20 protein-coding genes are annotated in these 22,130 nt (G+C 56.8%); 5 read left to right on the forward strand and 15 right to left on the reverse strand.

Translation table 11 applies throughout. The annotated features are described in order from the left end of the window. The first annotated feature begins 13 nt into the window (after nucleotides 1-13). The 3 genes from ADG72_RS00860 to disA all read left to right on the forward strand — a co-directional run bounded on the left by ADG72_RS00860 (nucleotide 14) and on the right by disA (nucleotide 3,305). Nucleotides 14-682 (forward strand): potassium channel family protein, encoded by a 669-nt coding sequence (locus ADG72_RS00860; RefSeq protein WP_048711456.1) that lies wholly within the window; start codon nucleotides 14-16, stop codon nucleotides 680-682. Nucleotides 683-805: 123 nt separating this feature from the next. Next, complete coding sequence (gene radA / locus ADG72_RS00865) at nucleotides 806-2,164, forward strand: DNA repair protein RadA (RefSeq protein ID WP_080978618.1); 1,359 nt, start codon at nucleotides 806-808, stop codon at nucleotides 2,162-2,164. A 70-nt stretch (nucleotides 2,165-2,234) separates the two neighbouring features. Further along, nucleotides 2,235-3,305 (forward strand): DNA integrity scanning diadenylate cyclase DisA, encoded by a 1,071-nt coding sequence (gene disA, locus ADG72_RS00870; protein WP_009408557.1) that lies wholly within the window; start codon nucleotides 2,235-2,237, stop codon nucleotides 3,303-3,305. An 81-nt stretch (nucleotides 3,306-3,386) separates the two neighbouring features. On the opposite strand, the gene ADG72_RS00875 is transcribed toward disA, so the two are convergent. The 10 genes from ADG72_RS00875 to dacB all read right to left on the reverse strand — a co-directional run bounded on the left by ADG72_RS00875 (nucleotide 3,387) and on the right by dacB (nucleotide 14,835). Beyond that, the gene (locus tag ADG72_RS00875) at nucleotides 3,387-4,133 is read right to left on the reverse strand and encodes a hypothetical protein (protein ID WP_048711459.1); all 747 of its coding nucleotides are present in this window, start codon (nucleotides 4,131-4,133) and stop codon (nucleotides 3,387-3,389) included. Between the two features lie 133 nt (nucleotides 4,134-4,266). Further along, the gene (locus tag ADG72_RS00880) at nucleotides 4,267-4,809 is read right to left on the reverse strand and encodes a DUF3180 domain-containing protein (protein WP_048711461.1); all 543 of its coding nucleotides are present in this window, start codon (nucleotides 4,807-4,809) and stop codon (nucleotides 4,267-4,269) included. After that, a complete protein-coding gene (folK, locus tag ADG72_RS00885) occupies nucleotides 4,806-7,301 on the reverse strand; it encodes a 2-amino-4-hydroxy-6-hydroxymethyldihydropteridine diphosphokinase (protein ID WP_239667611.1) in 2,496 nt (831 codons plus the stop codon). Before folK ends, ADG72_RS00880 begins: the two co-directional genes overlap by 4 nt. A gap of 7 nt (nucleotides 7,302-7,308) precedes the next feature. After that, nucleotides 7,309-8,169, reverse strand: a complete 861-nt coding sequence (folP, locus tag ADG72_RS00890) for a dihydropteroate synthase (protein WP_019126900.1) — start codon at nucleotides 8,167-8,169, stop codon at nucleotides 7,309-7,311. Next, the gene (gene folE / locus ADG72_RS00895) at nucleotides 8,166-8,738 is read right to left on the reverse strand and encodes a GTP cyclohydrolase I FolE (protein ID WP_009408552.1); all 573 of its coding nucleotides are present in this window, start codon (nucleotides 8,736-8,738) and stop codon (nucleotides 8,166-8,168) included. Before folE ends, folP begins: the two co-directional genes overlap by 4 nt. Further along, nucleotides 8,735-10,804: an ATP-dependent zinc metalloprotease FtsH gene (gene ftsH / locus ADG72_RS00900; protein ID WP_048711465.1), complete on the reverse strand. Its 2,070-nt coding sequence runs from the start codon at nucleotides 10,802-10,804 to the stop codon at nucleotides 8,735-8,737. The genes folE and ftsH overlap by 4 nt, the downstream gene beginning before the upstream one ends. Before the next feature lie 11 nt (nucleotides 10,805-10,815). After that, a complete protein-coding gene (gene hpt, locus ADG72_RS00905; protein WP_019126898.1) occupies nucleotides 10,816-11,370 on the reverse strand; it encodes a hypoxanthine phosphoribosyltransferase in 555 nt (184 codons plus the stop codon). 66 nt (nucleotides 11,371-11,436) lie between these two features. Next, complete coding sequence (gene tilS / locus ADG72_RS00910) at nucleotides 11,437-12,552, reverse strand: tRNA lysidine(34) synthetase TilS (protein WP_048711467.1); 1,116 nt, start codon at nucleotides 12,550-12,552, stop codon at nucleotides 11,437-11,439. Further along, nucleotides 12,534-13,361, reverse strand: a complete 828-nt coding sequence (locus ADG72_RS00915; protein WP_048711468.1) for a hypothetical protein — start codon at nucleotides 13,359-13,361, stop codon at nucleotides 12,534-12,536. Before ADG72_RS00915 ends, tilS begins: the two co-directional genes overlap by 19 nt. Before the next feature lie 94 nt (nucleotides 13,362-13,455). Next, nucleotides 13,456-14,835, reverse strand: coding sequence for a D-alanyl-D-alanine carboxypeptidase/D-alanyl-D-alanine endopeptidase (gene dacB, locus ADG72_RS00920; RefSeq protein WP_048711470.1), 1,380 nt, complete (start codon nucleotides 14,833-14,835; stop codon nucleotides 13,456-13,458). Between the two features lie 117 nt (nucleotides 14,836-14,952). Here dacB and ADG72_RS00925 point away from each other — a divergent pair, with 117 nt between their 5' ends. Both ADG72_RS00925 and ADG72_RS00930 read left to right on the forward strand, forming a co-directional pair. Further along, entirely contained in the window at nucleotides 14,953-15,450 is a 498-nt protein-coding gene (locus ADG72_RS00925; protein ID WP_009408546.1) for an inorganic diphosphatase, read from the forward strand. A 535-nt stretch (nucleotides 15,451-15,985) separates the two neighbouring features. Further along, entirely contained in the window at nucleotides 15,986-16,915 is a 930-nt protein-coding gene (locus tag ADG72_RS00930; protein WP_048711472.1) for a hypothetical protein, read from the forward strand. Between the two features lie 305 nt (nucleotides 16,916-17,220). Here the strand turns inward: ADG72_RS00930 and ADG72_RS00935 are convergent, their stop codons facing one another. The 5 genes from ADG72_RS00935 to ADG72_RS00955 all read right to left on the reverse strand — a co-directional run bounded on the left by ADG72_RS00935 (nucleotide 17,221) and on the right by ADG72_RS00955 (nucleotide 21,957). Continuing rightward, a complete protein-coding gene (locus ADG72_RS00935) occupies nucleotides 17,221-18,138 on the reverse strand; it encodes an ABC transporter substrate-binding protein (RefSeq protein ID WP_048711474.1) in 918 nt (305 codons plus the stop codon). Nucleotides 18,139-18,198: 60 nt separating this feature from the next. After that, nucleotides 18,199-18,870, reverse strand: a complete 672-nt coding sequence (locus ADG72_RS00940; RefSeq protein ID WP_048711476.1) for an ABC transporter permease — start codon at nucleotides 18,868-18,870, stop codon at nucleotides 18,199-18,201. Beyond that, the gene (locus tag ADG72_RS00945) at nucleotides 18,867-19,502 is read right to left on the reverse strand and encodes an ABC transporter permease (RefSeq protein ID WP_048711479.1); all 636 of its coding nucleotides are present in this window, start codon (nucleotides 19,500-19,502) and stop codon (nucleotides 18,867-18,869) included. The genes ADG72_RS00940 and ADG72_RS00945 overlap by 4 nt, the downstream gene beginning before the upstream one ends. After that, entirely contained in the window at nucleotides 19,499-20,323 is an 825-nt protein-coding gene (locus ADG72_RS00950; RefSeq protein ID WP_048711480.1) for an ABC transporter ATP-binding protein, read from the reverse strand. Before ADG72_RS00950 ends, ADG72_RS00945 begins: the two co-directional genes overlap by 4 nt. Nucleotides 20,324-20,661: 338 nt before the next feature. Then, a complete protein-coding gene (locus tag ADG72_RS00955) occupies nucleotides 20,662-21,957 on the reverse strand; it encodes a C40 family peptidase (RefSeq protein WP_048711481.1) in 1,296 nt (431 codons plus the stop codon). Between the last annotated feature and the right edge of the window lie 173 nt (nucleotides 21,958-22,130).

The raw sequence follows: 22,130 nt of genomic DNA on the forward strand, positions 1-22,130 counted from the left end.
GGAGAATACGACTATGGCAGAAGAAAAGACCCTTGCATCGGGAACCTTGGTCATCGGATTAGGACGTTTCGGTTCCGCCGTTGCCCTCACTCTGGACAAGCTCGGCTACGAAGTGCTGGCAGTTGAAAAAGATAGCCGCCGCGTCCAGCAATTCTCGGGTCGCATTCCCGTTGTCGAGGCCGACGCCTCCTCCTTGGAAGCACTGAACCAGTTGGGGGCCAGGGATTTCTACTCCGCGGTCGTGGGGATTGGTTCCTCCTTGGAGGCCTCGGTGCTGATCACTGCAAACCTTGTCGATATTGGAATGACAAATATTTGGGCGAAGGCCATCTCGCGCGAACACAGTCGTATTCTTCGACGCATCGGCGCCCAGCACGTTGTTGCTCCCGAATTCGATGCCGGTCAGCGTACGGCCCACCTCGTTGGTGGACGCATGATCGACTACATCGAAATGGACAAGGACGGCTTTGCCATCATGAAGCTCCGTCCGCCGAAAGAAGTGTGCGGTTTTACCCTCAGTGAGCTCGATCTTCGAGGCCGTTACGGCGTGAACGTGTTGGGGATCCTTCGTCCTGGGGCGCCCTTTGAATACGCCGACGCGACGACTCGAATTAACCGCGAAGACACCATTGTGGTTTCAGGCGATACGCGACTTTTGGAGTATTTCGCAAACCGTCCCTAAGTGGTGGCTTCACTTTTCCTATTCTGCGCATGCACTGTGTTGTGGATTTGCATGATGGGAATTCTATGTGCGCACCAGTCCAAACTGGACGCAGATGCAGGTGGCGTGGTTTAGCGTAGGGATATGGCGAAAGAAAAAAGCGTGTACCGCTGCAGCGAATGCGGTTGGACCTCACCCAAATGGGTTGGCCAGTGTAGAGAGTGCCACCAATGGAACTCCATGGAAGAGTCCGGCCCCTCTGCTTCCGTTCCGGGTGCCGCTGTCGCGCTCACGCCTCGTCAGCCTGCTCAGCCCATCAACGACATCAGTGCTGAACGCGCGCGGTCTAAGCCAACCGGAATCGGTGAGTTTGACCGCGTTCTCGGTGGGGGCATTGTTCCCGGAGCTGTCATCCTTCTTGCCGGTGAACCCGGGGTTGGAAAGTCCACTCTTCTTCTGGACGTTGCTTCGACCTGCGCCGCGGACGCACCGGTTTTGTACATCACCGGCGAAGAGTCTGCCTCGCAGGTCAGGGGCCGCGCAGAACGTATTGGTGCCCTACACCCACAGCTTTTCCTTGCGGATGAGACATCACTTTCCACGGCTCTTGGCCAAATTGATGCGACCAACCCCTCTTTGGTCATCATTGACTCGGTTCAGACTCTTCAATCCGACCAGCTCGATGGCAGTGCCGGTAGCGTTGCTCAGGTTCGCGCTGTTGCAACAGCTCTCATTCGCGTTGCGAAGGAACGCTCAATCCCCATTCTCCTTGTAGGCCATGTGACTAAAGATGGCGGGATTGCTGGACCTCGCCTACTTGAACACTTGGTGGATGTCGTCTGCCAATTCGAAGGCGATCGGCACACGCGACTTCGCTTGCTCAGAGCTGTCAAGAATCGTTATGGACCCACCGATGAAGTGGGCTGCTTTGAACTGAGTGACACTGGAATTGTTGGTTTGACGGACCCTTCGGGTTTGTTCCTTTCCCAGTCCCAGTCTGCGGTTCCAGGCTCGTGCGTCACCGTCACTCTTGAAGGACGCCGTCCACTTCCAACTGAGATCCAGGCTCTTGTTGCACACACCTCTGCTGGTTCCCCTCGTCGAACCACCGTCGGAGTTGACCACTCACGCGTAGCGATGATTTTGGCAGTCCTCCAGGCACGCCTCGGTATCGATACCTCAGATTGTGATGTCTATGCCTCAACTGTCGGAGGTGCCCGTATCAGTGAGCCGGCTGCCGATTTAGCAACGGCAATCGGAATTGTCTCGGCCATTCGGGGAACCCCAACACGCAGCGCTCTAATTGCTTTCGGCGAAGTCGGGCTCACGGGGGAAGTCCGGGCATGTACTGGCGTACGTCGCAGAATTCAAGAGGCTGCACGCCTTGGATTCAAGGTCGCCATCATTCCTGCACAGGGAAGTGAAGAGGCCATGGGGATCGACGGGATTACGGTTCTGCCAATCTCAGACCTTGCCGGCGCACTACGTGCCGCTATTCACTGAGTCTCTTCCTTCATTGTGCGGATACTCGAATACACTTAGAGCAGGAATCACGCATCGAAAGGCAGGATTCATGACATCAGATGCCGCTCTTCTGCGCAGCGCACTTCAAGATATCGCACCGGGCACGCCCCTTCGCGAAGGATTGGAACGCATCCAGCGCTCCCATACCGGCGGCTTGATTGTTCTTGGTGTCTCTCCTGAGCTCGAAGAGATGTGCTCGGGCGGTTTCGATCTCGACATCGAATTCACGGCCTCGCGTCTGCGCGAATTGTGCAAAATGGACGGCGCGGTCATCATCGACCCCACCGACTGGCGAATCCGCAAGGCAAATGTCCAGCTTTTCCCCGATCAGAGCATCCCTACCGATGAATCGGGTATGCGTCACCGCACTGCACAACGCACTGCCTACCAAACCCACCTTCCGGTGCTCTCAGTTTCGGCCTCGATGCGTCTTATTTCCATCTACGTCGGCAAGTACCATCACATCGTTGAAGAACCCGAAGCACTGCTGTCTCGCGCTAATCTGGCCGTCGACACCTTGGACCGCTACAGCCAGCGTCTGGATGAGGTCCTTCAAACTCTCACGATCTTGGAAATGCGTGATTCTGCAACGGTTCGTGATGTCGCAACCGTCATGCAGCGCATGGAGATGATCCGGCGCATCACCTCTGAGATCAACGAATACCTTGAAGAGCTCGGTTCAGAAGGACGCCTTTTGGCCCTGCAGGTCGATGATCTGGTTCGTGGTTCAGGCTCCGAACGCGCATTGGTTCTTCGCGATTACACCCGAGATGCCTCCGCGGTTTCAACCGCAGAAGCTGCCCTCTCGGAGCTTGCCAGCGATCGTCTGGTCGATCTCGCAGCTATCGCTAACGTACTGGGCTTGGGCGTTTATGATCCCACCGATCTGGACCGCACCATTCAACCGCGTGGCGTGCGAGCTCTTTCCTTGGTTCCTCGCCTTCCCTGGAATGTCATCAAGGACATCACCAGTCATTGGGAGAACCTTGCGGACCTGCGTGAAGCGACAGTTGAGGATCTGCAGCAAATCGAAGGCATCGGCCCCTACCGCGCAAAGCTCATCCGCGAAACGCTTGAGAACCAATTCTCAATGGCTGCCACAGGAATTGTCGGCTGGTAATCGGCTGGTCAGGCTAAAGCAACACCTCAACTAGCCCAGAATTGGGCCCCTCGCGACCCCTACTCTCAGTGGAGAAGAATTCTAATGGCCTTCTTCACCCTGTGGAGCGTTAGTCGCTTCAGAAGTGCTTGATTGCGAGGGCTCCAGCGTTGCTTCAGTTGTTGGTTGAACCGGCTGAGTCAGAGTGAATACCCTTTCATCTCCGACCGTCTGGCCATTCAACAGCAGCTGTAAACGATAGGTTCCAGCTGGAGCAGGATCGGTCGCACCATCCGAATTCCGGTCCTTCGCATCACACCCAGAGTAGAGCCCACCATCCCACGTCAGGCCGCCATTCCAGGTATCCCCGGGAATCAAGAGCAGCGTCGCACTCTCGCGATCACGCTGGCACTTCGAGCCGTCATATACCGTTTCGTCGCCGGTGGAAATCTTGAAATCGATGTGCCCGAACTCAAACGAACAGGCGACTCCCGCACGGTTTTCAATGGCGACCGAAATGTTCTGGGCTTGGCCAACCTCGCCACCAGAAATGGTCGGGCGAACCGTCAGATCCGCTGAAGCACAGGCGGGAATACGAACTCGCCCTTCTGCATCGACAATTCCATCGGCTGTGGCCTGTTCACCATCTTGAAGTGCTGCGGTTCCAGAGCGCGTCACTGTCGCGGTGGGCGTCGGAGTAGGAGTTGCAGAGGCGCTTGGAGTGGCCTCGGGAGCGGAAGACTTCGTGACCGCTGAAACGGCTTTTGCAATCCCCCACACAATAAGTGCGATGATCACAAGTAATCCGAGTCCGGTGACGATACGCCTGACCCACAGGGAAGGAGGCACCTGTCCCCCAGCCGGTTTTCTTGGAGAAGTCCCACCCAAACGAACTGTGGGACGAGCGCCTGGACGCCCTGCACGAGGAGCCCTTGAAGGAGATGAAGAGGCCGAAGAAGACCGTGGTCTATTGGGCATGAGACTACCTTCTCCCCTCAGATACATCGCTCTTACGAGCATTCACACGTTGCGCCCCAAGAGTGCCCTTGTCACGCCGGGCGCGCGCCTTCGTCACTTCAGTGTCATCATCCTTTGGGTCAATGACGCACCAGCGTTCAACGACCACTCCGGCAATGCCCCACAAACCAGCACCGAGCGCACACATCAGTCCGCAAATTCCAGCGTAAACACTGGTCTGCGCTTCCCAGCGAGCGAGGAAGGCCAAGGACATACCTGCCAGTAGCCCAGCGCTGATCACGCCACCAAGCGCACTCGCACGAGCGAACATCGCAATTCGAAAAGCTGATACGGCGTCAACCCAGGTTGCTTTATGCGCTCGAAAGCGTCGAACCTGGATTCCCATCCAAAGAAGCACACCAGCGACAACAACAAAAACCAGGGCCAGGGCAGGATGAATAATCCACGGCCCTGCACCCTGACGAATCGCAAAGGCGGTTACGGCTGCGGCAAGCGCCGAAGCAGCGGCTGCCTCGGCAATTAACAGCACAATACTCAGCGGCTTCATGAATCCTCAGGACGACGACGGAAGACTGGAATCTGGCCGGTAATGCTTGGACGGATTGTCACGTCGCGGTTGACAGAGGAAGGGGTCTGCGAGCCGGGAGTCATTGGCCCCTGATCAATGGAATCATCGAGCTTGGGATCAAGAACATGACTGTAGCGAGGCGGCAAGCTAGGAGAAGGACGACGCACGTCCTCACGCGGGCTCAGCACACTGGAATCATCCACAACGCGGACGTCCTCAGAGAAGTTCCAGCCCGGCAGAGCGCGCGAGGTGCGAGCTTGCGAGGCGGACTTCCGCTGGGCAGAAGCAGCCGAAGGCTTCGCCCCCGAAGCGTTTTGCGTAGGTGCAGCACCCTCTGAATACGTACGTCCCTGCGTGGGAACCGAGGCCTGGCTTCCCGCTGACGAGGCCGGCTCGGGGCGGCGAGCAAAGAGCGAACTACGCCTTGGCTGGGTAGCGTCCGTTGCGGGCTTCTGTTGCTCTTGAGGAGCAGGTGCGCGGTGCGAAAGCTTTGCACGGTGAGATTGTGCGGCAAGACGATCGGTACGTGCACGGAATGGACGCGGCGAATCAGCCGTCGAGATACCCGTTCCTTCTTCGGTTACCGGACGCCAACGCGGGCGACGAGTTCGACGTCCAAGGGGAACCTCGGCGGTAATCGGTGAAGTCGAGGGAGAATTCTGCGCCGGCTCTTGCGCGCTCTGGATGTCGGAGGACTGCGCCGCGGCCTCGGGAATGGCGTGAGGAAGAGCGCTGCCCTGCAGACGTTCGAGGAGCGAGTGCCGCTCGACGACGGGCTGCTCGGGTTCAGCAGAAGGGACAGGGCGACGAGGCTCCAAAGAGACCATGCCCTGAGCAAGGTTGGCGGAAGCCGCAGTCGTATCTGCTGGAGACGGGGTGGCCGACAGGTGCAGACGACGAAGCGGAGGTGCGCTCACCGGAGAAGGTGCAGGAACCTGGCGGCTCGCTAGCTGCGCGGGTACCTCACCGGAAGTCTCCGCAGGAGAGGACACGGAAGTTTCTTTGGGCGCAGGCGTAGGTTGAGCGGCAGAAACTGCTGAGGCCGAAGGCTTCGAAAGCTCAACATGGCGCGATTCAACGGATTCAACCGGAGCTCCCCAGCGATCCCACAGGCGATGCCAGGTCACATCGGTGCCTTCATCGCTGGGAGCGAGGCCAGAACGCGATGCTTCGGGAAGCATGTCCAGGCGACTCGGACGCGAGGATTGGGAATTTGTCTCAAGCTTGAGAGGACGCAGCTGCTCAGCATGATCGAGGCGAGGAAGGCGCATCCGGTGAAGAAGTTCATCCGAATCAGCGATCACCGATTCGGGATCTTCGAGCCAGTCCCCCACTGCGTCAAGAATTCCACCACGATCCGGAGCCTGTGCGATAAGCTCCGATGCGGCGCCGAAGCCGGAAAGCTCAGCCTTGGGCTGGGCCATCAGCCACGGAGAGAGCACAAAAGCACGCTGATGTGCACGCGGATGTGGCAGCGTCAGACGCGGGTCATCCGAGCTCACGCCGTCAATTTGAATGATGTCGATATCGATGGTGCGCGAGCCCCAGACTTCATGACGTACACGACCCAAGCGTGCTTCAAGCTCGTGGATCCGATCCAAGAGGTCGAGGGGTGCCATGGACAGCGTTCCCAAAACGACGGCATTCCAATAATCAGGCTGAGGCTTTTGGTCGGGACGCAATACAGCGCGCGTACGAACCAGGGGCGAAACTTGCGTAATTTCCAAGCCATCCCAGCTGGACATTTCGTCAATTGCTCGCTTGAGGGTGACGGGAACATTGCCCAGATTTCCACCAAGTGCGAGCACTACTGCGCGCGGAGCCAAAGGTGCGTTAAGTTCGTCCTGGGCAGGCTCATCGACCTGTGCTGCTTCGCTTTCCTCAGCCGCGTCCATCACAAGCTCCGAGGCCGTCGCGGGCTGCTGCGGTGCCGCGGGAGAGTGCAGCTGAACGGGCTTATCTGAATCAGAGGGCGGGGATTCTTCTTCCTGGGAAGCTACGGCATCTGATGGTGCGCTGGGCGCAGAGGGAGCAGGGGGTACATCCTCATCAGCATCGGGAGCACTGGGGGGAACAACATTCGATGCCGCGACGAAAGGAAGCGGGATATCGCCCTTGCGAATGGTGACCGAAACATCGGTAAAGGGAACGTCGATGGGCGCTTCAGGCTTATGGACAATAACCTCAACGCCACGAACACGCGAATCTTCAAGGGCCGCATCAGCGATCTTGTGGCCAAGTGTTTCAATCAGACGAACCGAGGGGCCCGCAAGGATCGCGTGAGCTTTCTCTGCAATCTCGGCGTAAGAAACCGTATCGGCAATGTCATCACTGAGTGCAGCGCGATCGGTATCAACCCACAGAATCAGGTCAACAGTGAAGGTTTGAGGAGCGTTCCACTCCTTTTCGAGAACTCCGTGGACAGCCTCAGCTGTAATACCGCGTAACGCGATCACATCGAGTTGTCCCACCGTGCCCTCACCTCCCTGCACGAACAAGCTTTGCTTGTTGGCTTATGGCATGGACCCTGACGGCCCATATTCCGTCTGAAAGCGCGCGCCGAGATATATCGAGAGTTGCTTCATCTCGGTCCGAAAGGGGGGACTGACCGAGGAAGCGTTTCCGGGACGCACCTATAAGAACAGGGTACCCAAGCTCAGCAAAAATCGGCAGCGACGCGACGAGAGACCAGCATTGTTCGTTATTCAGTGAAAAACCCAATCCCGGGTCAACAATGATGCGCTCGGGCTCAACCCCGGCCTCGAGAGCATCACGAACCTGTTGGGAAACCCGCTCTCTCAAGGCAACTGCGATGGGCTGATCGCCGTAGTCGAAAGACTCTTCGGGCATCCCCGGAAGCGCACGATAGTGCTGAATAACATAGGCACAGGAGGTCGATGCAACGGCCGCATTCATCTGCGGATCCCAGCGTCCTCCACTGACATCATTGATGATGGCAGCACCCGCATCTGCCGCACGACGCGCTGTTAGCGCATGCAGGGTATCAACAGAAACAACAACCCCCGATGCTCCAAGGCGCTGAATGATCGAGCCAATTCGCTCCCATTCTTCGTCCTCGCTGATTCGCGTGGAGTTCGGACGTGTTGATTCACCGCCCAAGTCGACCAGGTCCGCACCTTCGTCGAGCATTTCCTGAGCGTGGTCGAGCGCCGCTCCCGGATCCAGAAAACGGCCCCCATCCGAGAAGGAATCTGGGGTGACATTCAAAATGCCCATGACGAGCATTCGATCCCGTGGCAGATCGACGCCTTCGGGAAGACGAGGCGGTTGTGCACCTCCCGCGAGCGCCCAAGAGGAAGAGGCCTCAACAGAAGTCATCGGCGGACCCCACCCAATGCCAGGGACATCATTTCCGCTCGAGTGGCGTCGCGCTTGACAATTCCACGAAGAGCAGAGGTCACGGTCGAGGACCCCGGCTTGGAAATACCTCGCATCGTCATGCACATGTGCTCGGCCTCAACAACGACAATGACACCCTGAGGTGCAAGAACCTCATCGATGGCATCGGCGATCTGAGCTGTCAGACGTTCCTGAACCTGCGGGCGACGCGCATACCCTTCGACGACACGCGCAAGCTTTGACAGCCCCGTAACGCGACCGCCCTTGGGGATGTACCCCACGTGCGCATGCCCGTAGAAAGGCAGCAGGTGATGCTCGCACACGGAGTAGAAGGGAATATCACGGACCATAACGATCTCATCGGTCCCCACTTCGAAGGTGGTCTTGAGGTGTTCACGAGGATCTTCTTCGAGGCCGCTGAGAAGTTCGCGCCACGCACGACCCATCCGCGCGGGGGTATTGCGAAGTCCCTCGCGGTTAATGTCTTCGCCGACGGCTTCAAGAAGCGCGCGCGAGGCGTCTTCAACGCCTTGTTGATCGTAGCTCACTGGGCATTCTCCTCGGGCGCGATACCACCATCGGGGTCATCCAGAACTTCTGCGGGAGCAGCCGGGTCAGCCGATGGATCATCAGCAGATTTAGACTGCGCACGATCACTCAGAGGCATGGCGATGGGATTTCCCATAACTGCGCCCTGAACCGCGCCTTCCGCACCGTAATTCCACACGGGACGCTCATCTTGCTTAATGACATCCTTGAAGATCTCGGCAAGCTGCGCTTCGTCCAGAGTTTCCTCTTCCAAAAGACGCTGTGCCAAGCGATCCAGAACCGCGCGGTTCTTGGTCAAAATCTCCCAAGCCTCACGGGTTGCGTTATCCAAGAGCGCACGCACTTCCTGGTCAACGACGGAAGCAAGCTCATCAGAATAGGCGCGCTCAGCGCCTCGGCCGGTACCGTAACCGGTCATCGGATCCGAATCATCCGCGCTCAAACGAACGTTACCCACACGATCGGACATGCCGTATTCAGTAACGAGCGCACGGGCCTGAGAGCTGGCCTTCTGGATGTCGTTCGACGCACCGGTTGAAGGATCACGGAAGACGATTTCTTCGGCAACGCGGCCACCCATTGCATAGACCAGATCATCAAGAATCTGATTCCTGGTCTTGGAGTAGCGGTCTTCGGTGGGCAGCACCATGGTGTAACCCAGCGCGCGTCCACGCGGAAGAATGGTGACCTTCGTGACCGGATCCGTGTAGCGCAATGCCGCTGCACACAGGGCGTGGCCGCCTTCGTGATAAGCAGTCACCAGCTTGTCGTGGTCATTCATGACACGAGTGCGCTTCTGCGGGCCGGCGATCACACGGTCAATCGCCTCATCAATCGCGCGGTTATCGATCAAGTCAGCATTTGAACGAGCCGTCAGCAATGCGGCCTCATTCAAGACATTTGCCAGATCCGCACCGGTGAAGCCCGGGGTGCGCTTTGCGATCATATGCAGATCGACATCATCGGTCAGGGGCTTGCCCTGAGAGTGCACGCGCAGGATTGCCTCGCGCCCCTTCAGATCGGGAGCTTCAACCGCAATCTGTCGGTCAAAACGGCCCGGACGCAGCAGGGCGGGATCAAGAATATCGGGACGGTTAGTCGCAGCGATGAAGATCAGATTCGAGGAATCATCAAAGCCGTCCATCTCAACCAGCAGCTGGTTGAGGGTCTGATCGCGTTCATCAGAACCGCCACCATAACCAGAACCGCGGTGACGACCGATCGAATCGATTTCATCGACGAAGATAATCGCGGGAGCAACCTTCTTTGCGCGAGATACAAGATCACGCACACGCGAAGCGCCAACACCGACATACATCTCAAGGAATTCCGAACCTGCGATAGAGAAGAAGGGAGCTTCAGCTTCACCCGCCACTGCCTTCGCCAGCAGGGTCTTACCCGTTCCAGGAGGACCGTAGAGGAGCACACCTCGAGGAATGCGTGCACCGACCTTGCGGAACTTCTCGGGGGCAATCAGGAACTCGCGAACTTCTTCAAGTTCCTCAACGGCCTCGTCTTCACCGGCCACGTCAGCAAAGGTAACGTTCGGGCGCTCCTGGTTAAAGTCCTTGGTGCGGCTCTGGCCAAAGGGACCCATCATCTGGGATCCGCCCATGCGGCTCATGAAGAACCAGAAGAGCCCCATGACCAGCGCCAAGGGAAGGATTGCGGCAAGAGTTGAACTCAGGAACGAGGACTGCGGGTAGTACGCATCCCAGCCTTTACCGGGATTGGCTTTCTCAACCGACTCAACAATTGACTGCGATTGCGTGCGTGCATAGGTGAAGCTGATGTTTCGCCCCAAGCTACGTTCGCGGTCATTGACACCGGTGGACTTGTGGGTCCACGGGTCCTTCAACACCAGGTTGACCTGCTGAGTTCCATCGTTAACGACGACGCGTTCAATCTGGGCTTCCTTCAGGATCTGAAGACCTTCGGAAGTATCCACCGATTGCGGCTGGAACCACGTCCACAGGAAGAACAGGGCGATCACCAGGGGAAGCAATGGGATTGCAACAAGCCCCCAGGTATTCCTCTTCTTCTTGTTCTGAGTGTTATCTGCCATGGATTTACCTTTCAGCCGCCGTATACGTGCGGTGCCAGGGTCCCAACGAAGGGAAGTTGACGGTAGTGCTCTGCGTAGTCCAGTCCGTAGCCCACAACGAATTCATTCGGGATATCAAAACCAACGTACTTGACCTCGACCGGGACCTTGAGGGCTTCGGGCTTGCGCAGGGCAGCAGCAATTTCGACAGAGGCTGCTCCTCGAGCCAGAAGGTTTTCGCGAAGCCAGGACAGAGTCAGTCCAGAGTCAATAATGTCTTCGACAATCAGGACATCACGACCGGTGACGTCTGTATCGAGGTCTTTGAGGATACGGACAACGCCGGTCGACTTAGTGCCCGCACCGTAGGAGGAAACGGCCATCCAGTCCATCGAGAGAGGAGTGTGGAGGTGGCGTGAAAGGTCGGCGACGACCATGACCGCGCCCTTGAGGACACCCACAAGAAGAATTTCTTTGCCCTGGTAATCGGCATCAATTTCAGCGGCGAGCTCAGCCATTCGGCGTGCCAGCTCGTCTTCCGTAACCAGAATGCGTTCGAGTGCGTTTCCCATGTCCTGTGCGTCCACAGTCCCATGTCCTTTCCTGTGCGGGTCCCAACTTTATAAGAGTGCCACATGTGCGCGAAGAGGCGCTCAGCATGGCGGAGTTTCTCGCTCTTGGCGCAACAAGGAAGAGTCAGCAGGCGTCATGGCAATGAGGTACGCCTGCTTTCCTTTCCCTCTGCGTAAGAGCGTTCCCCCTGGAACCGAGATGGGCCCTTGTCCCGTCCAGTGGTTGATTAGTGCGCGCGCCTCTTGAAGATGCACGTAGCTCGGTGCGCCAAGCGCGCTCAGGTAGCGGTGAAGGACGCGCATCTGCACCGCCTCGGGAATCTGCTGCAGATGCTCAATTTTGAGGATTCCCATTCCCGAGGCCGTATCCTCCTGTGGCGGCATCGCTTCCCATGCGCATGTCCACACCTGGTTCGCCCACTGATCCAAGGCCTCGTCATCCGCTGCGGACAGCTCCGCAGTGCGTGCAAGGGCGGGAACGGGGTCGATCCCCAAGCTGTCGCGCAAACTGGGAAGTGCGCATTCTCGGATCGCGCTTCGGCGGAGTGCACTTCCATCAGCGGCCCTCCAAGGACCATCCATAGCGTTCGAAGGATCATCAACCCAGGGAAGACCAAGTTCGCGACATACACCAATAGTCTCAATACGTCGACATTTTATAATTGGTCGAATCCAGACGATCTCTCCCGTGTCATCACATGAGCTCATCGCTTTCAATGACCCAACTCCAGAGCCGCGCGCCAAACGCAAAAGCACAGTTTCAGCCTGATCATCCATCGTGTGTCCAAGGAAGATCGCAACGCGCCCTCCCAAAGATCTGGCATGGTCCACAAGAGCACGCCGACGCGCATCGCGAGCCGAGGCCTCGGGCCCCCCCTCTGCCGCAAGCCTGACGCTCACCCATTCGGCACAAGCGCCGAGCGAAGCCATGCGCTCACTCACCTCACGCGCTTCGATATCTGATCCAGCTCGGATCCCGTGATCGACAGTCAAGGTGTGGGGAGTAGAGCCGGCGCGCATGCAGTGATCAATAGTCACTGCCGCGAGCGCAGTTGAGTCTGCGCCCCCGGATACGGCAATAAGTAAGGCATCGCAGTGCTGAATGGCCCACTGAACGTGCGGGCGCACTTCCAGCGAGAGTGTACGTACATCTCCCTTGGGATTAGCGGGGATTGTGATCACTGGAAGCTCGGCCACATACGGTTGTTGAAAATCGATTCAAGACCGGGGCCGATCAAGATCTGATGGACTTCATTCGCCATCTCACGGCGAAGCTGAGTAATCCCTCCGGGAGCCACTCCCCCAAGCAGGCTAATCAAAGCCCCATCGACCATAAAATCTGCAGGCCGATGCGCAGTAATCCAATTGATCGAAGACAGATCTTTCGGAGTCAATGAATCCATAAAAACATCGATGAGACACTCGCGAAGAAGCAGCTGACGCGCAAGCTCTTCAGCATCAATTGCATCAATCGGCGCGGCAGTGACAAGTTCGTGACAGTACTCCCGATAAAAAGGCGTCCGCATGGACAGCCACGTGTCAACCCCCGCGCGCAAAGACACCCACTTTGCCCAATCTCCCAAATCAAACTTGGCGCACACACCCACTTCTAAAACATTCGGGGCGACAAGATAGGCAGCAGCACCGCTAGGTCCGCTCACACTCAGAGAATGTTTTGCCAGCACTCCTAAAGCCGTGCACAGGGTGGCTGCGCTGGGAAGACTGCGTGCGCGCACTCCCCATTCATCGGCAAAATCTGCCCACTGGAGCATTGCGCTGCGACGCTCAATGATCGGCAAATCCACGTGCACTCTGTCCTGCAGATCAGAAGAGGAAAACTCAGCAAAGCGAGTGATCAGGGAAGGCAGACGCCTAGAAGCCCATTCTTGCCCGCGCCGAAGACGCGAGACAATTGCCTGCGCCGATGAGGCTGAAGCCTGCGGTCCAGAAAACATGCCCATCGCGCTCAGGCGCGCGATCTGTGTGAGTGAGGGATACAACGGCATGTCTCTATGCTATCGAATTGCTCTGCGCTTGTATGCAGCCTGTCGACTGAAGCCACAGCTTCACCGGCACCGCTCAGCGAATACTTGGTAGCATTTACATCTTTGCAATGGCAGTGACAAAATCATCCAGATAGCTGCGAGTTGAATATGCGCCATCATCGGGAACTTTGTCGAAACCAACGATGAAAATCACCTGGTGCCCCTTCGAGGTCGACACCACGCCGGCAAGTGAAGAGACCGCCGAAAGAGAGCCCGTCTTCGCTTGCGCATTACCAGCCACAACCTCGTCATTCAAGCGGTGTGCGAGGGTTCCCTGTACGCCCGCCCAGGGCAGGTTTCGGACCACTCGTGGCGCAGCGGGCTGCGAGGCCTCGAAACCCTGGGAAAGAATTGCCGCCAAGGTCTTTGGCGCAATCCGGTCATTCGAGGACAGGCCCGAGCAGTCGTCCAGCGAGAGCTGATCCGTGGGAATTCCGCGATCCGCCAAGGTTTTTTCAAGATTCTTGACCGCACCATCGAATGTCACTTCAGAGCCTGCCTGACGCGCCGCAAAGTGACAATACTGGTCTGCAAGGGTGTTATCTGTGTGGTAGAGCATCCAGCGAATCTGCTCATCAAGGCTTGCGGACTGAACAGATGCGATCCGGTTCGCACCCTGCGGGGCTGCGCCTCGGACGCCAAAATCAACGGAGATCCCCTGTTCACTGAGTTTTTGCGCGAAAACCTCCGCAACATTGGAGATTGAGTCGGGGTAGAACTCATTGGACTTCGGGTAGGTGCGACCTGCATCGATCGCATAGGGAGCAAGCTGGCCTTCGTAGCCGGCAACCTGCTGTTCGCTCCACGAGGCGGGACGCTTGGTGTCGGCAAAGAGCGCGGGAGCCGCGTGAAGCTCGACGTGAGAAATTCCCTTAGAGACCAAGGCATTCGCCGTGTCTTTCGCAAGGGTTTCAAGGCCTGCGCGCCCACTGACCTCAAGGGAGTTGGTTCCCTCACCCAAGAGAAGGTCGCCTTCTCCTTCGAGGTAGATGTCGTCATCACTTTGGGCAACCGAGGTCGTCAGGTGCGCATTGGGGTCCAGGTGGCTGAGAGCGGTATAGGCCGTGAGGATCTTGGTGATTGAAGCCGGAGTGTGGGCACTTTCCGCATTACTTTGGAAGAGCGTCTGACCGTTGTTCGCATCAACGACGAGCGCCCATGCGTTCCAACCGCCTTCTTCGGCTGCCGAGGCCGCGGGAGCCCACGCTTCTTGGAGTTGTTGGGCGGTGGGAGCTTGACTATCGCTCTGCGACTGTGAAACATTCAATGTAGGAGCGGGCACAGCAGAAGCTGTGGGGACTGCAGATGGCGCAGATGCTTGAGAAAGTGTGAAGATGCCAGGTGCGATATCATGCACATCTGCCACAAAATAGGCTGCGATCAGCACCGCGGCGCTAGTAGCGCCTACAATCGCAGCAGTAGTCCCGCGTCGCATGTGGGGATTGTCCTTCCATCAATGGTCTAGGAACAACCCTAATGCTTCGAGGGGTAGTAATACGTAATCGACATCCACGTGGTGGATCAACGGCTCAACCAGTCAGGAGAGGCTCTAATGGAATTCGACGTGACCATCGAGATTCCTAAGGGAAACCGAAACAAGTACGAGATCGACCACGAAACGGGACGCATCCGTTTGGATCGCATGCTCTTCACCTCGACTCGCTATCCCGATGACTACGGCTTCATCGACGATACCTTGGGCGAAGACGGCGACCCCTTGGATGCGCTGGTTCTGCTTGAAGAACCGACCTTCCCGGGCTGCGTAATCCGCTGCCGCGCACTGGGCATGTTCCGTATGCGCGACGAAAAGGGCGGTGACGATAAAGTCCTGTGCGTTCCCGCATCCGACCAGCGTGCAGCATGGCGTACCGAGATTGAAGACGTCTCTGAATTCCACCGTCTTGAAATCCAGCACTTCTTCGAGGTCTACAAGGACCTGGAGCCCGGCAAGAGCGTTGAGGGCGCACACTGGGTTGGACGCGAAGAGGCCGAGGAAGAAATTCGTCGTTCCTACCAGCGCGCGGAAGAGCACGGTTTCAACGCGCACTGATCGCTCAAACACTTATTAACAGGATCGGGCTGGTGTTCTCACGAACACCAGCCCTTTTTCTGTTTGCAAAACAAACACACGAAGTCGGCAAATGGCACAGGCTATAACGCGTGACATTTGCCAACAACTCGTGGAGCACCATTCATGCATGAGTCCGTCCTTACTTACCGCCGAGGCACGCTTCCTCTACTCTTCCTCTACTCTCAAAATGACACTGGAAGTCGGTAAATGACACAGGCCATAACCCATGACGTTTAGCGACTTCATGTAACTTTTCTGAGATAACGAACGGGTGCAGCTGAGCCATAAGCGCCACTCATACGATTCACCCAAGAGCGATCCATAGGGTGTACATACAATCGGCGTTTTCCACAGATTAATGCGAGCCTCCCCCTGGTTGAACTGTGCTACAGACACTGGGTACATGGATGAAGAAAAGACAGAAGGGAGCGTGCTCTCCCGATCGACACGAGAAGTTCATTTAGCACCAATAGACGGAAGCTCTCACTCACAAATCAGGGTGAAACGCGGATTTATGCTGACCATTTCGGCGGGATTAGCTCGGTGGGAAGTTAATCAATACATTGATCGTGCACGTATTGTTTCTCTCGCACAATCACGAGATCCGCGGATTGTATTCGTTGGAACCAGCTCGCTTTGTGTCCAGGGAGTTCCACTGTGGTCATCGAACCACGACATCACCTTTTGGTGTCCTCAGCCCTATCCAAATTCCACTCTCCCATCGGTGCGCTACTCAGGTTTCACCATTCCACGTGTGAAGGTCAGGAAACTGCGCAGACCTCCGCTGACAGATCACCGGTTAACAGAGAATGGCGTTCAAGTAGAAGACAAATTAGATGCGGCTCTTCGTCTTGCAATGGGGTCGCAACACTTTGAGGCTTTTATTGCCATGTGCATGACGCTGCACACCGAATCTGATTTTTCGCTACAGCGCATAGGGGATTCACGTATCCGCGAGAAGGACCTGCGCAAGGAACTTACTCGACGATTGTCTATTGCCCAGGAAAACGGCTGGAAGTATGGAGTATCCACTGCGAAACTCATTGTGGAGAACGCAGATGCAGGATGCGATAACCCCGCCGAAGCGGCAATGCTCTTCGCAATCCGCAGCATCTATAGCGGTCCTGTACAGACACAGTTCGAGATTAATGGCAGTACAGGAAGACACTTCATTGATTTCACTCTTCCAGAGAAAGACATCGCGATTGAATTCGATGGGATGAGCAAACTGGGAAGTACGAATGAAGACCTCTACCGCGCAAAACAACGGTGGGTTCGTCGAGAACAGGACCTGCGCGACTGCGGATGGAATGTCATTCGATACTCGTGGGAGCAGCTAAAGAACCTGCCTCGTCTTCAGATCGATCTTGCCCAACGGCTCGACTTGCTCGAGGCCATACCAACGACTTCTAGCCAGCTGTGGGACAAGGGGTATATCGATTGAGTATCCAGCGTCTTTCACCAACTTCGTGTGGCGGCGGAGAACGAACTCCCTGTTGAGAAAGCGGCGAGAGTATCACGAGCAGCACCCCAACTACCTCCACACGAAAGCTCTGCACTCACCCAACCTCCACACGTTGTCGCCAAATGTCACAGGTTATAACGCATGACATTCACCAACTTCGTGTGGCATTTAGGGATGAGCTGGCGGCACCTGACACCACACAAGCGCCCCCCCGAACAACCACAGCAAGCGCGAAGTGCCCGCTTCACTTGTGCAGCAAGTGCCTTACTTGCGCATCAAGCCTTTTACTTGTGCGGCAAGCCCTTTGATTCAAGCCACTTCGACGCGATCGCGGACGCAGACTGTGCCTCAACAGTCGACTGGCGGTTCATCTCAATCAAGTCCTTGGCATCCATAGCCCCACTGACCTTGTTGATAACAGCGGCTGCATCCTGGTTGATCTTCGTGGAAACAACTGGCACCACGTGCGATGCCAAGAAGAGGCCCTTCGGATCTTTGAGGACCGTCAGACTTCCGTCTGCAAGAGCGGGGTCCGAAGAGTAGATGTTCGCCAGCTGAATCGAACCATCATTCAGCGCCTTTACCGTCAGCGGCCCGCCCGAGTCTTCAATCGGCGTGAAACCAACCTTCACACCGTATTCCGATTCCAGTCCCTTCGGCCCATACGGACGCGTGGCAAGCTCAGAGTTGCCGCCAAGAGTGATCTGTCCAGCGTTCGCCAGGTCACCAATTGAGCTTAGAGAGTGCTCGGAAGCGAAAGAAGTGGTGACAACATAGGAGTCTTGGTCGGTTGCGGGGGCTTCGTCCAATACGCGCAACCCCTTGGGCAGGGCTGCGCCCAGTGCTTGGTAAACCTCAGCATCCGTACGAGCACTCGCATCTTTATCGAAGTACTGGAGCAAGTTGCCCGTGTACTCGGGGAAAACATCGATCGAACCGGATTCCAGCTCGGGCATGTAGACCTCGCGCTGACCAATGCGCAGCTGACGCTCGACCGTGAAACCTGATCCTTCGAGCGCCTGGGCATAGACCTCGGCCAGGATTTCATTCGAGTAGTAGTCTTGGGAGCCAACCACGATCTTTGACGAGGCCGCACCTTCCTCTGCTTTTTCACCACCTTCTAGGGACTTCCCTGTGCTGCATGCGGTGAGCACAACGGCAGTAAATGCCGCTACAACGGCGGCGAGAGCAGAGCGTTTCATTATCTCTCCTTTGGTTTTGTCTTCTGAGTGCAGAAAAGTCTGTAAGCGAATGTGATGAAGTTATAAAGCTTGTGAATCCGAATGGGTTCTGGAGCGCAGGAGACGTATGAGCCCTGCAAGTATGGCGTCGGTGACGAGTGCCAGCGCAACGACAACGATTGCGCCTCCGATCATCTGCCCATAATCACGCGTCTTCAGCCCCGTGTAGAGAAAACGTCCCAATCCAAGGTTCGCTGTGTATGCAGCCAGTGTGGCCGTCGCGATCACCTGGAGTACCGCTGAGCGCACACCCGCAAGAATCAGTGGTGCACCCGCTGGAATCTCAAGCTGTGTGAGGATCTGACCTTCAGTCAGACCGATCGCTCGCGCCGCATCGGATGATCCTTGAGAAGAGATCACACCGGAATAGGCACCTGCGAGAATCGGTGGCATTGCCAACGCAACAAGAGCAATAAGAGGCGCTTGCCAACCGATGCCTAACCACAATCCAATCAGGGTCAGAAGGCCAAGAGTAGGCACCGCCCTAGCGGCTCCAGTTGCGGTTAAAACAAGGTTTTTCCAGCGTCCTGTATGCCCGATATACAAACCAATCGGTAGGGCGATCAAAGAGGAGATCAGGACAACGGCGGCAACGAAAAACAGGTGTTGACCAGTCCGAACCAGGATTCCTGATGGACCCAGCCAATTCTGCCCGTCCTTTAACCAGTCAGCAGCTTCAAGGAGAAGATTCATCGCTTTCGCCTCCACGGTGTCATTAGCGCCCCCAGGCCGACTGCAAGTGCGTCCAAAAGCAGAGCCAAGGCAATCGTCATCACCAGCCCGGCCAAGACTTCAACGGTTAATCCACGCTGGAAGCCATCGGTAAACAGAGTTCCCAGCGAGCGCACACCAATGAACGCACCAATCGTTACCAAAGAAACCGTCGAGGTAATGACCACTCGTGTCCCAGAAACGATCACGGGAATAGCCAAAGGAAGCTCAACCGTACAGAATCGGCGGAAACGTGACAATCCCAGTGCATCGGCGGACTCGAGGACGTCAGTAGGAACAGCGGCGAAGGCCTCGGCGCACTGACGAATCAGCACGGCGATTCCATAAATCGTTAGCACAACAACCATGTTGACCCGCGAGCGAAGAGCAATCCCTGACAGAACCGGAATAACAATCAGGAGTGGCAACGAAGGCACCGCGTAGAGAACTGTCAGGAAAGAGAGAACGGCACCCCCAACCCCTTTCGAACGCTGCGCCCACGCTCCTACAGGAACTGCAATCAGCACCGAAGCAATAATCGCGGGCAGTGCGATGGTGAGATGGGTGAGGGTGAGTTCACCAATGAGTGCCCAGGAACCGGAGAGCCAATTCACGCGCGTTCCCCCTGCGCACGGTTTTCCGAGGCCGTACCGGGTTTGTTCGCTTGGTCTTCGCCGGTTGCACCTTCCAAGATTCGTTCGCGCTCGCTGATTGCGGAGGTTCCGAGGAACTCGCGTACAAAGTCATTGGCTGGATTTAAGAGAAGATCGCGCGGGGTCCCTTCCTGTGCAATCTGTGCTCCCTCACGAAGGAGGGCAATGCGATCACCCAGCACGATGGCCTCGTCAATGTCGTGTGTAACGAAGAGGATCGTGGTGCCCAGGGACTTTTGAATGCGACGAAGTTGGCGCTGGAGGTCGGCGCGTACCAGAGGGTCGAGGGCTCCGAAGGGTTCGTCCATCAAGAGAATGTCTGCACGGTTTGCCAAGGCTCGTGCAACACCGACACGTTGGCGCTGACCTCCGGAAAGCTGGGCGGGGTAGCGCTTCGCCATTGAAGGGTCGAGGCCGACCAGCTCCATGAGTTTGAGCGCATCTGCTCGCGCGCTTGCCTTTGAAACCCCTTCGAGAACTGGAACGGTTGCAATATTGTCAACGATAGTTCGGTGCGGGAAAAGACCGCCGTCTTGAAGGACATAGCCGATGGATCGACGAAGGGCGACAGGATCTTCATGCGCGACATCGCGGCCACGAACTGTGACTGTCCCTGAGCTGGGAGTCACCATGCGGTTCACCATCCGCATCAGTGTGGTCTTGCCACATCCTGAAGTCCCGAGGAAGACCGTTGTTGTGTGCGGGGCAATCGTTAAAGAAAAATCCTCAACCGCTTTCGTATCGGGTGAATATGTTTTCGACACGTGGTCGAAGGTGATCATCGCATTCCTCTTTGTAATGACGAAACGCTTGTGCGTCGGTGCTAATTTGTGGCGTCACCAAAGAAAACGACCAATCACGGGAACTTATTTCTCTTTTGCTCTAAGTTGAGCCAACTCACAAACGGATATGTCGCCTTCAAGATCAACATCTCAACGCTGCGACTCAGAACTAGTTATCCCACGCAGATAAAACGAGGCCCGGGCGTCTTCCCCAAACGCCCGGGCCTGTTGCACAGCCACCTCCACACGTTGTTGCCAAATGTCACAGGCTATAACGCATGACATTCAGCGACTTCGTGTGACAAAAGCAGAGGTAAATGCCCCCGCGACTCACGCCGTCACGCCACGCGCACTGCGTAGGGCAGAACCGCGCTCCATCCGTAGATCGAGGTGATTCGAACCGGAACACCAAAGGTCGGTGCCTCGATGATCTGATTGTTGCCCAGGTAGATCGCAACGTGGTCGATGTTGCCACCATCCCAGTTCCAGAAAATCAGATCGCCGGGTTGAGCTTGGCTGACCGGCACGCGAGTGCCTTCCGAGTACTGTGCCTGCGACCAGTGGGTCAGGTAGATCCCCTGTGAACGGTACGCCATGGTGACCAAACCGGAGCAGTCATAGCCGGGGCCTTCGCCCGCCCACACGTATTGTGCGCCGAGCTTGCTCTTTGCCCAAGCGATGGCACCTGCAGCGGCATCAGAATTACCGCCGCCACCGCCGCCCGACGATGGAGTGTCATCGTCATCGTCATAGCTGGCTGCGGGGGCAGGAGCTGGCGTGTAGGAGTTCTGCTGTTCACGTGCGCGACGTGCGGCTTCGGCAGCTGCCTGCTGGCGCGCAGCCTCTGCTGCAGCAGCCTGGCGTGCAGCTTCAGCGGCTGCCGCCTGACGCTGCGCCTCAAGCTCGGCCTCGCGCTGATTAATCAGCTCAACAGTTGTGTTCTGCTTGCGTGCGAGCTCCGCAACCAGAGCATCACGGCGAGCAGCAGTCATGGCCTGCGCGTTACGTGCGTTGTTCGCAGCGCTCTGAGCCGCAGCGGAACGAGTTTCAACCTGTGCGGTTGCTTCCGCCTGCTTGGCCTGTGCCTGGATCGCAGCGTCGTTCATGACGTTTGCGACCTGCTCAAGCGCGGCAACCTTTTGCATTTTGACGTTCGCCGAGGCCGAGAAGGAGTTGAGTGTGGCCTGCTTGGTTTCAACCGTGCGCAGTCCGTCGGCGGAAAGGTAGGGGGCGATGGAGTCAAGGGATGAACCGCCATCGCGGTATGCCGTCTGTGCGATCGAGGCGATCTCTTGCTTGCCTGCCTCGTAATCAGCCTTCGCTTTATCAGCATCCGCCTGCGCTTGACGCGCGGTCTGGGTCGCCTGTTCAAGCGAGTAGCGGGCACCGTTCAGTTCTTCCGCAGCACTCATGGCCTTCTGAAGTGCGACTTCAGCTTCGCTCTTCACGCTTGCAAGTTCTACTTCGATCTGAGCGACCGACATCTTTGCCGCATTTTCGGCTTCGCGGGCTCGTGCGATCTCTTCGTCACTGGGAGCTGCAAGAGCGATACCGGGAGTTGCTGCAGCGAGTGATGCAAATAGCGCGGTCACGCTGATTGCGCGAATACCGCGGCGCTTTGTCTCACGTCTCACTGGTCCACCTGTCGTTGTACGCCGGGATAAGGGCGTGCGTCGTCATATACAGCATTCGAGAGTAGTTCACTTAGGCAACATTCGCAACAACGTTTAACCGAAGCCACATAAATCACGATCGCAACATTTGTAACATTTGCCCCAAATAACGATATCTTTCACGCGAAAATCCA

It is taken from the genome of Trueperella pyogenes (assembly GCF_001070855.1).
GTDB classification, from domain to species: domain Bacteria; phylum Actinomycetota; class Actinomycetes; order Actinomycetales; family Actinomycetaceae; genus Pauljensenia; species Pauljensenia pyogenes_A.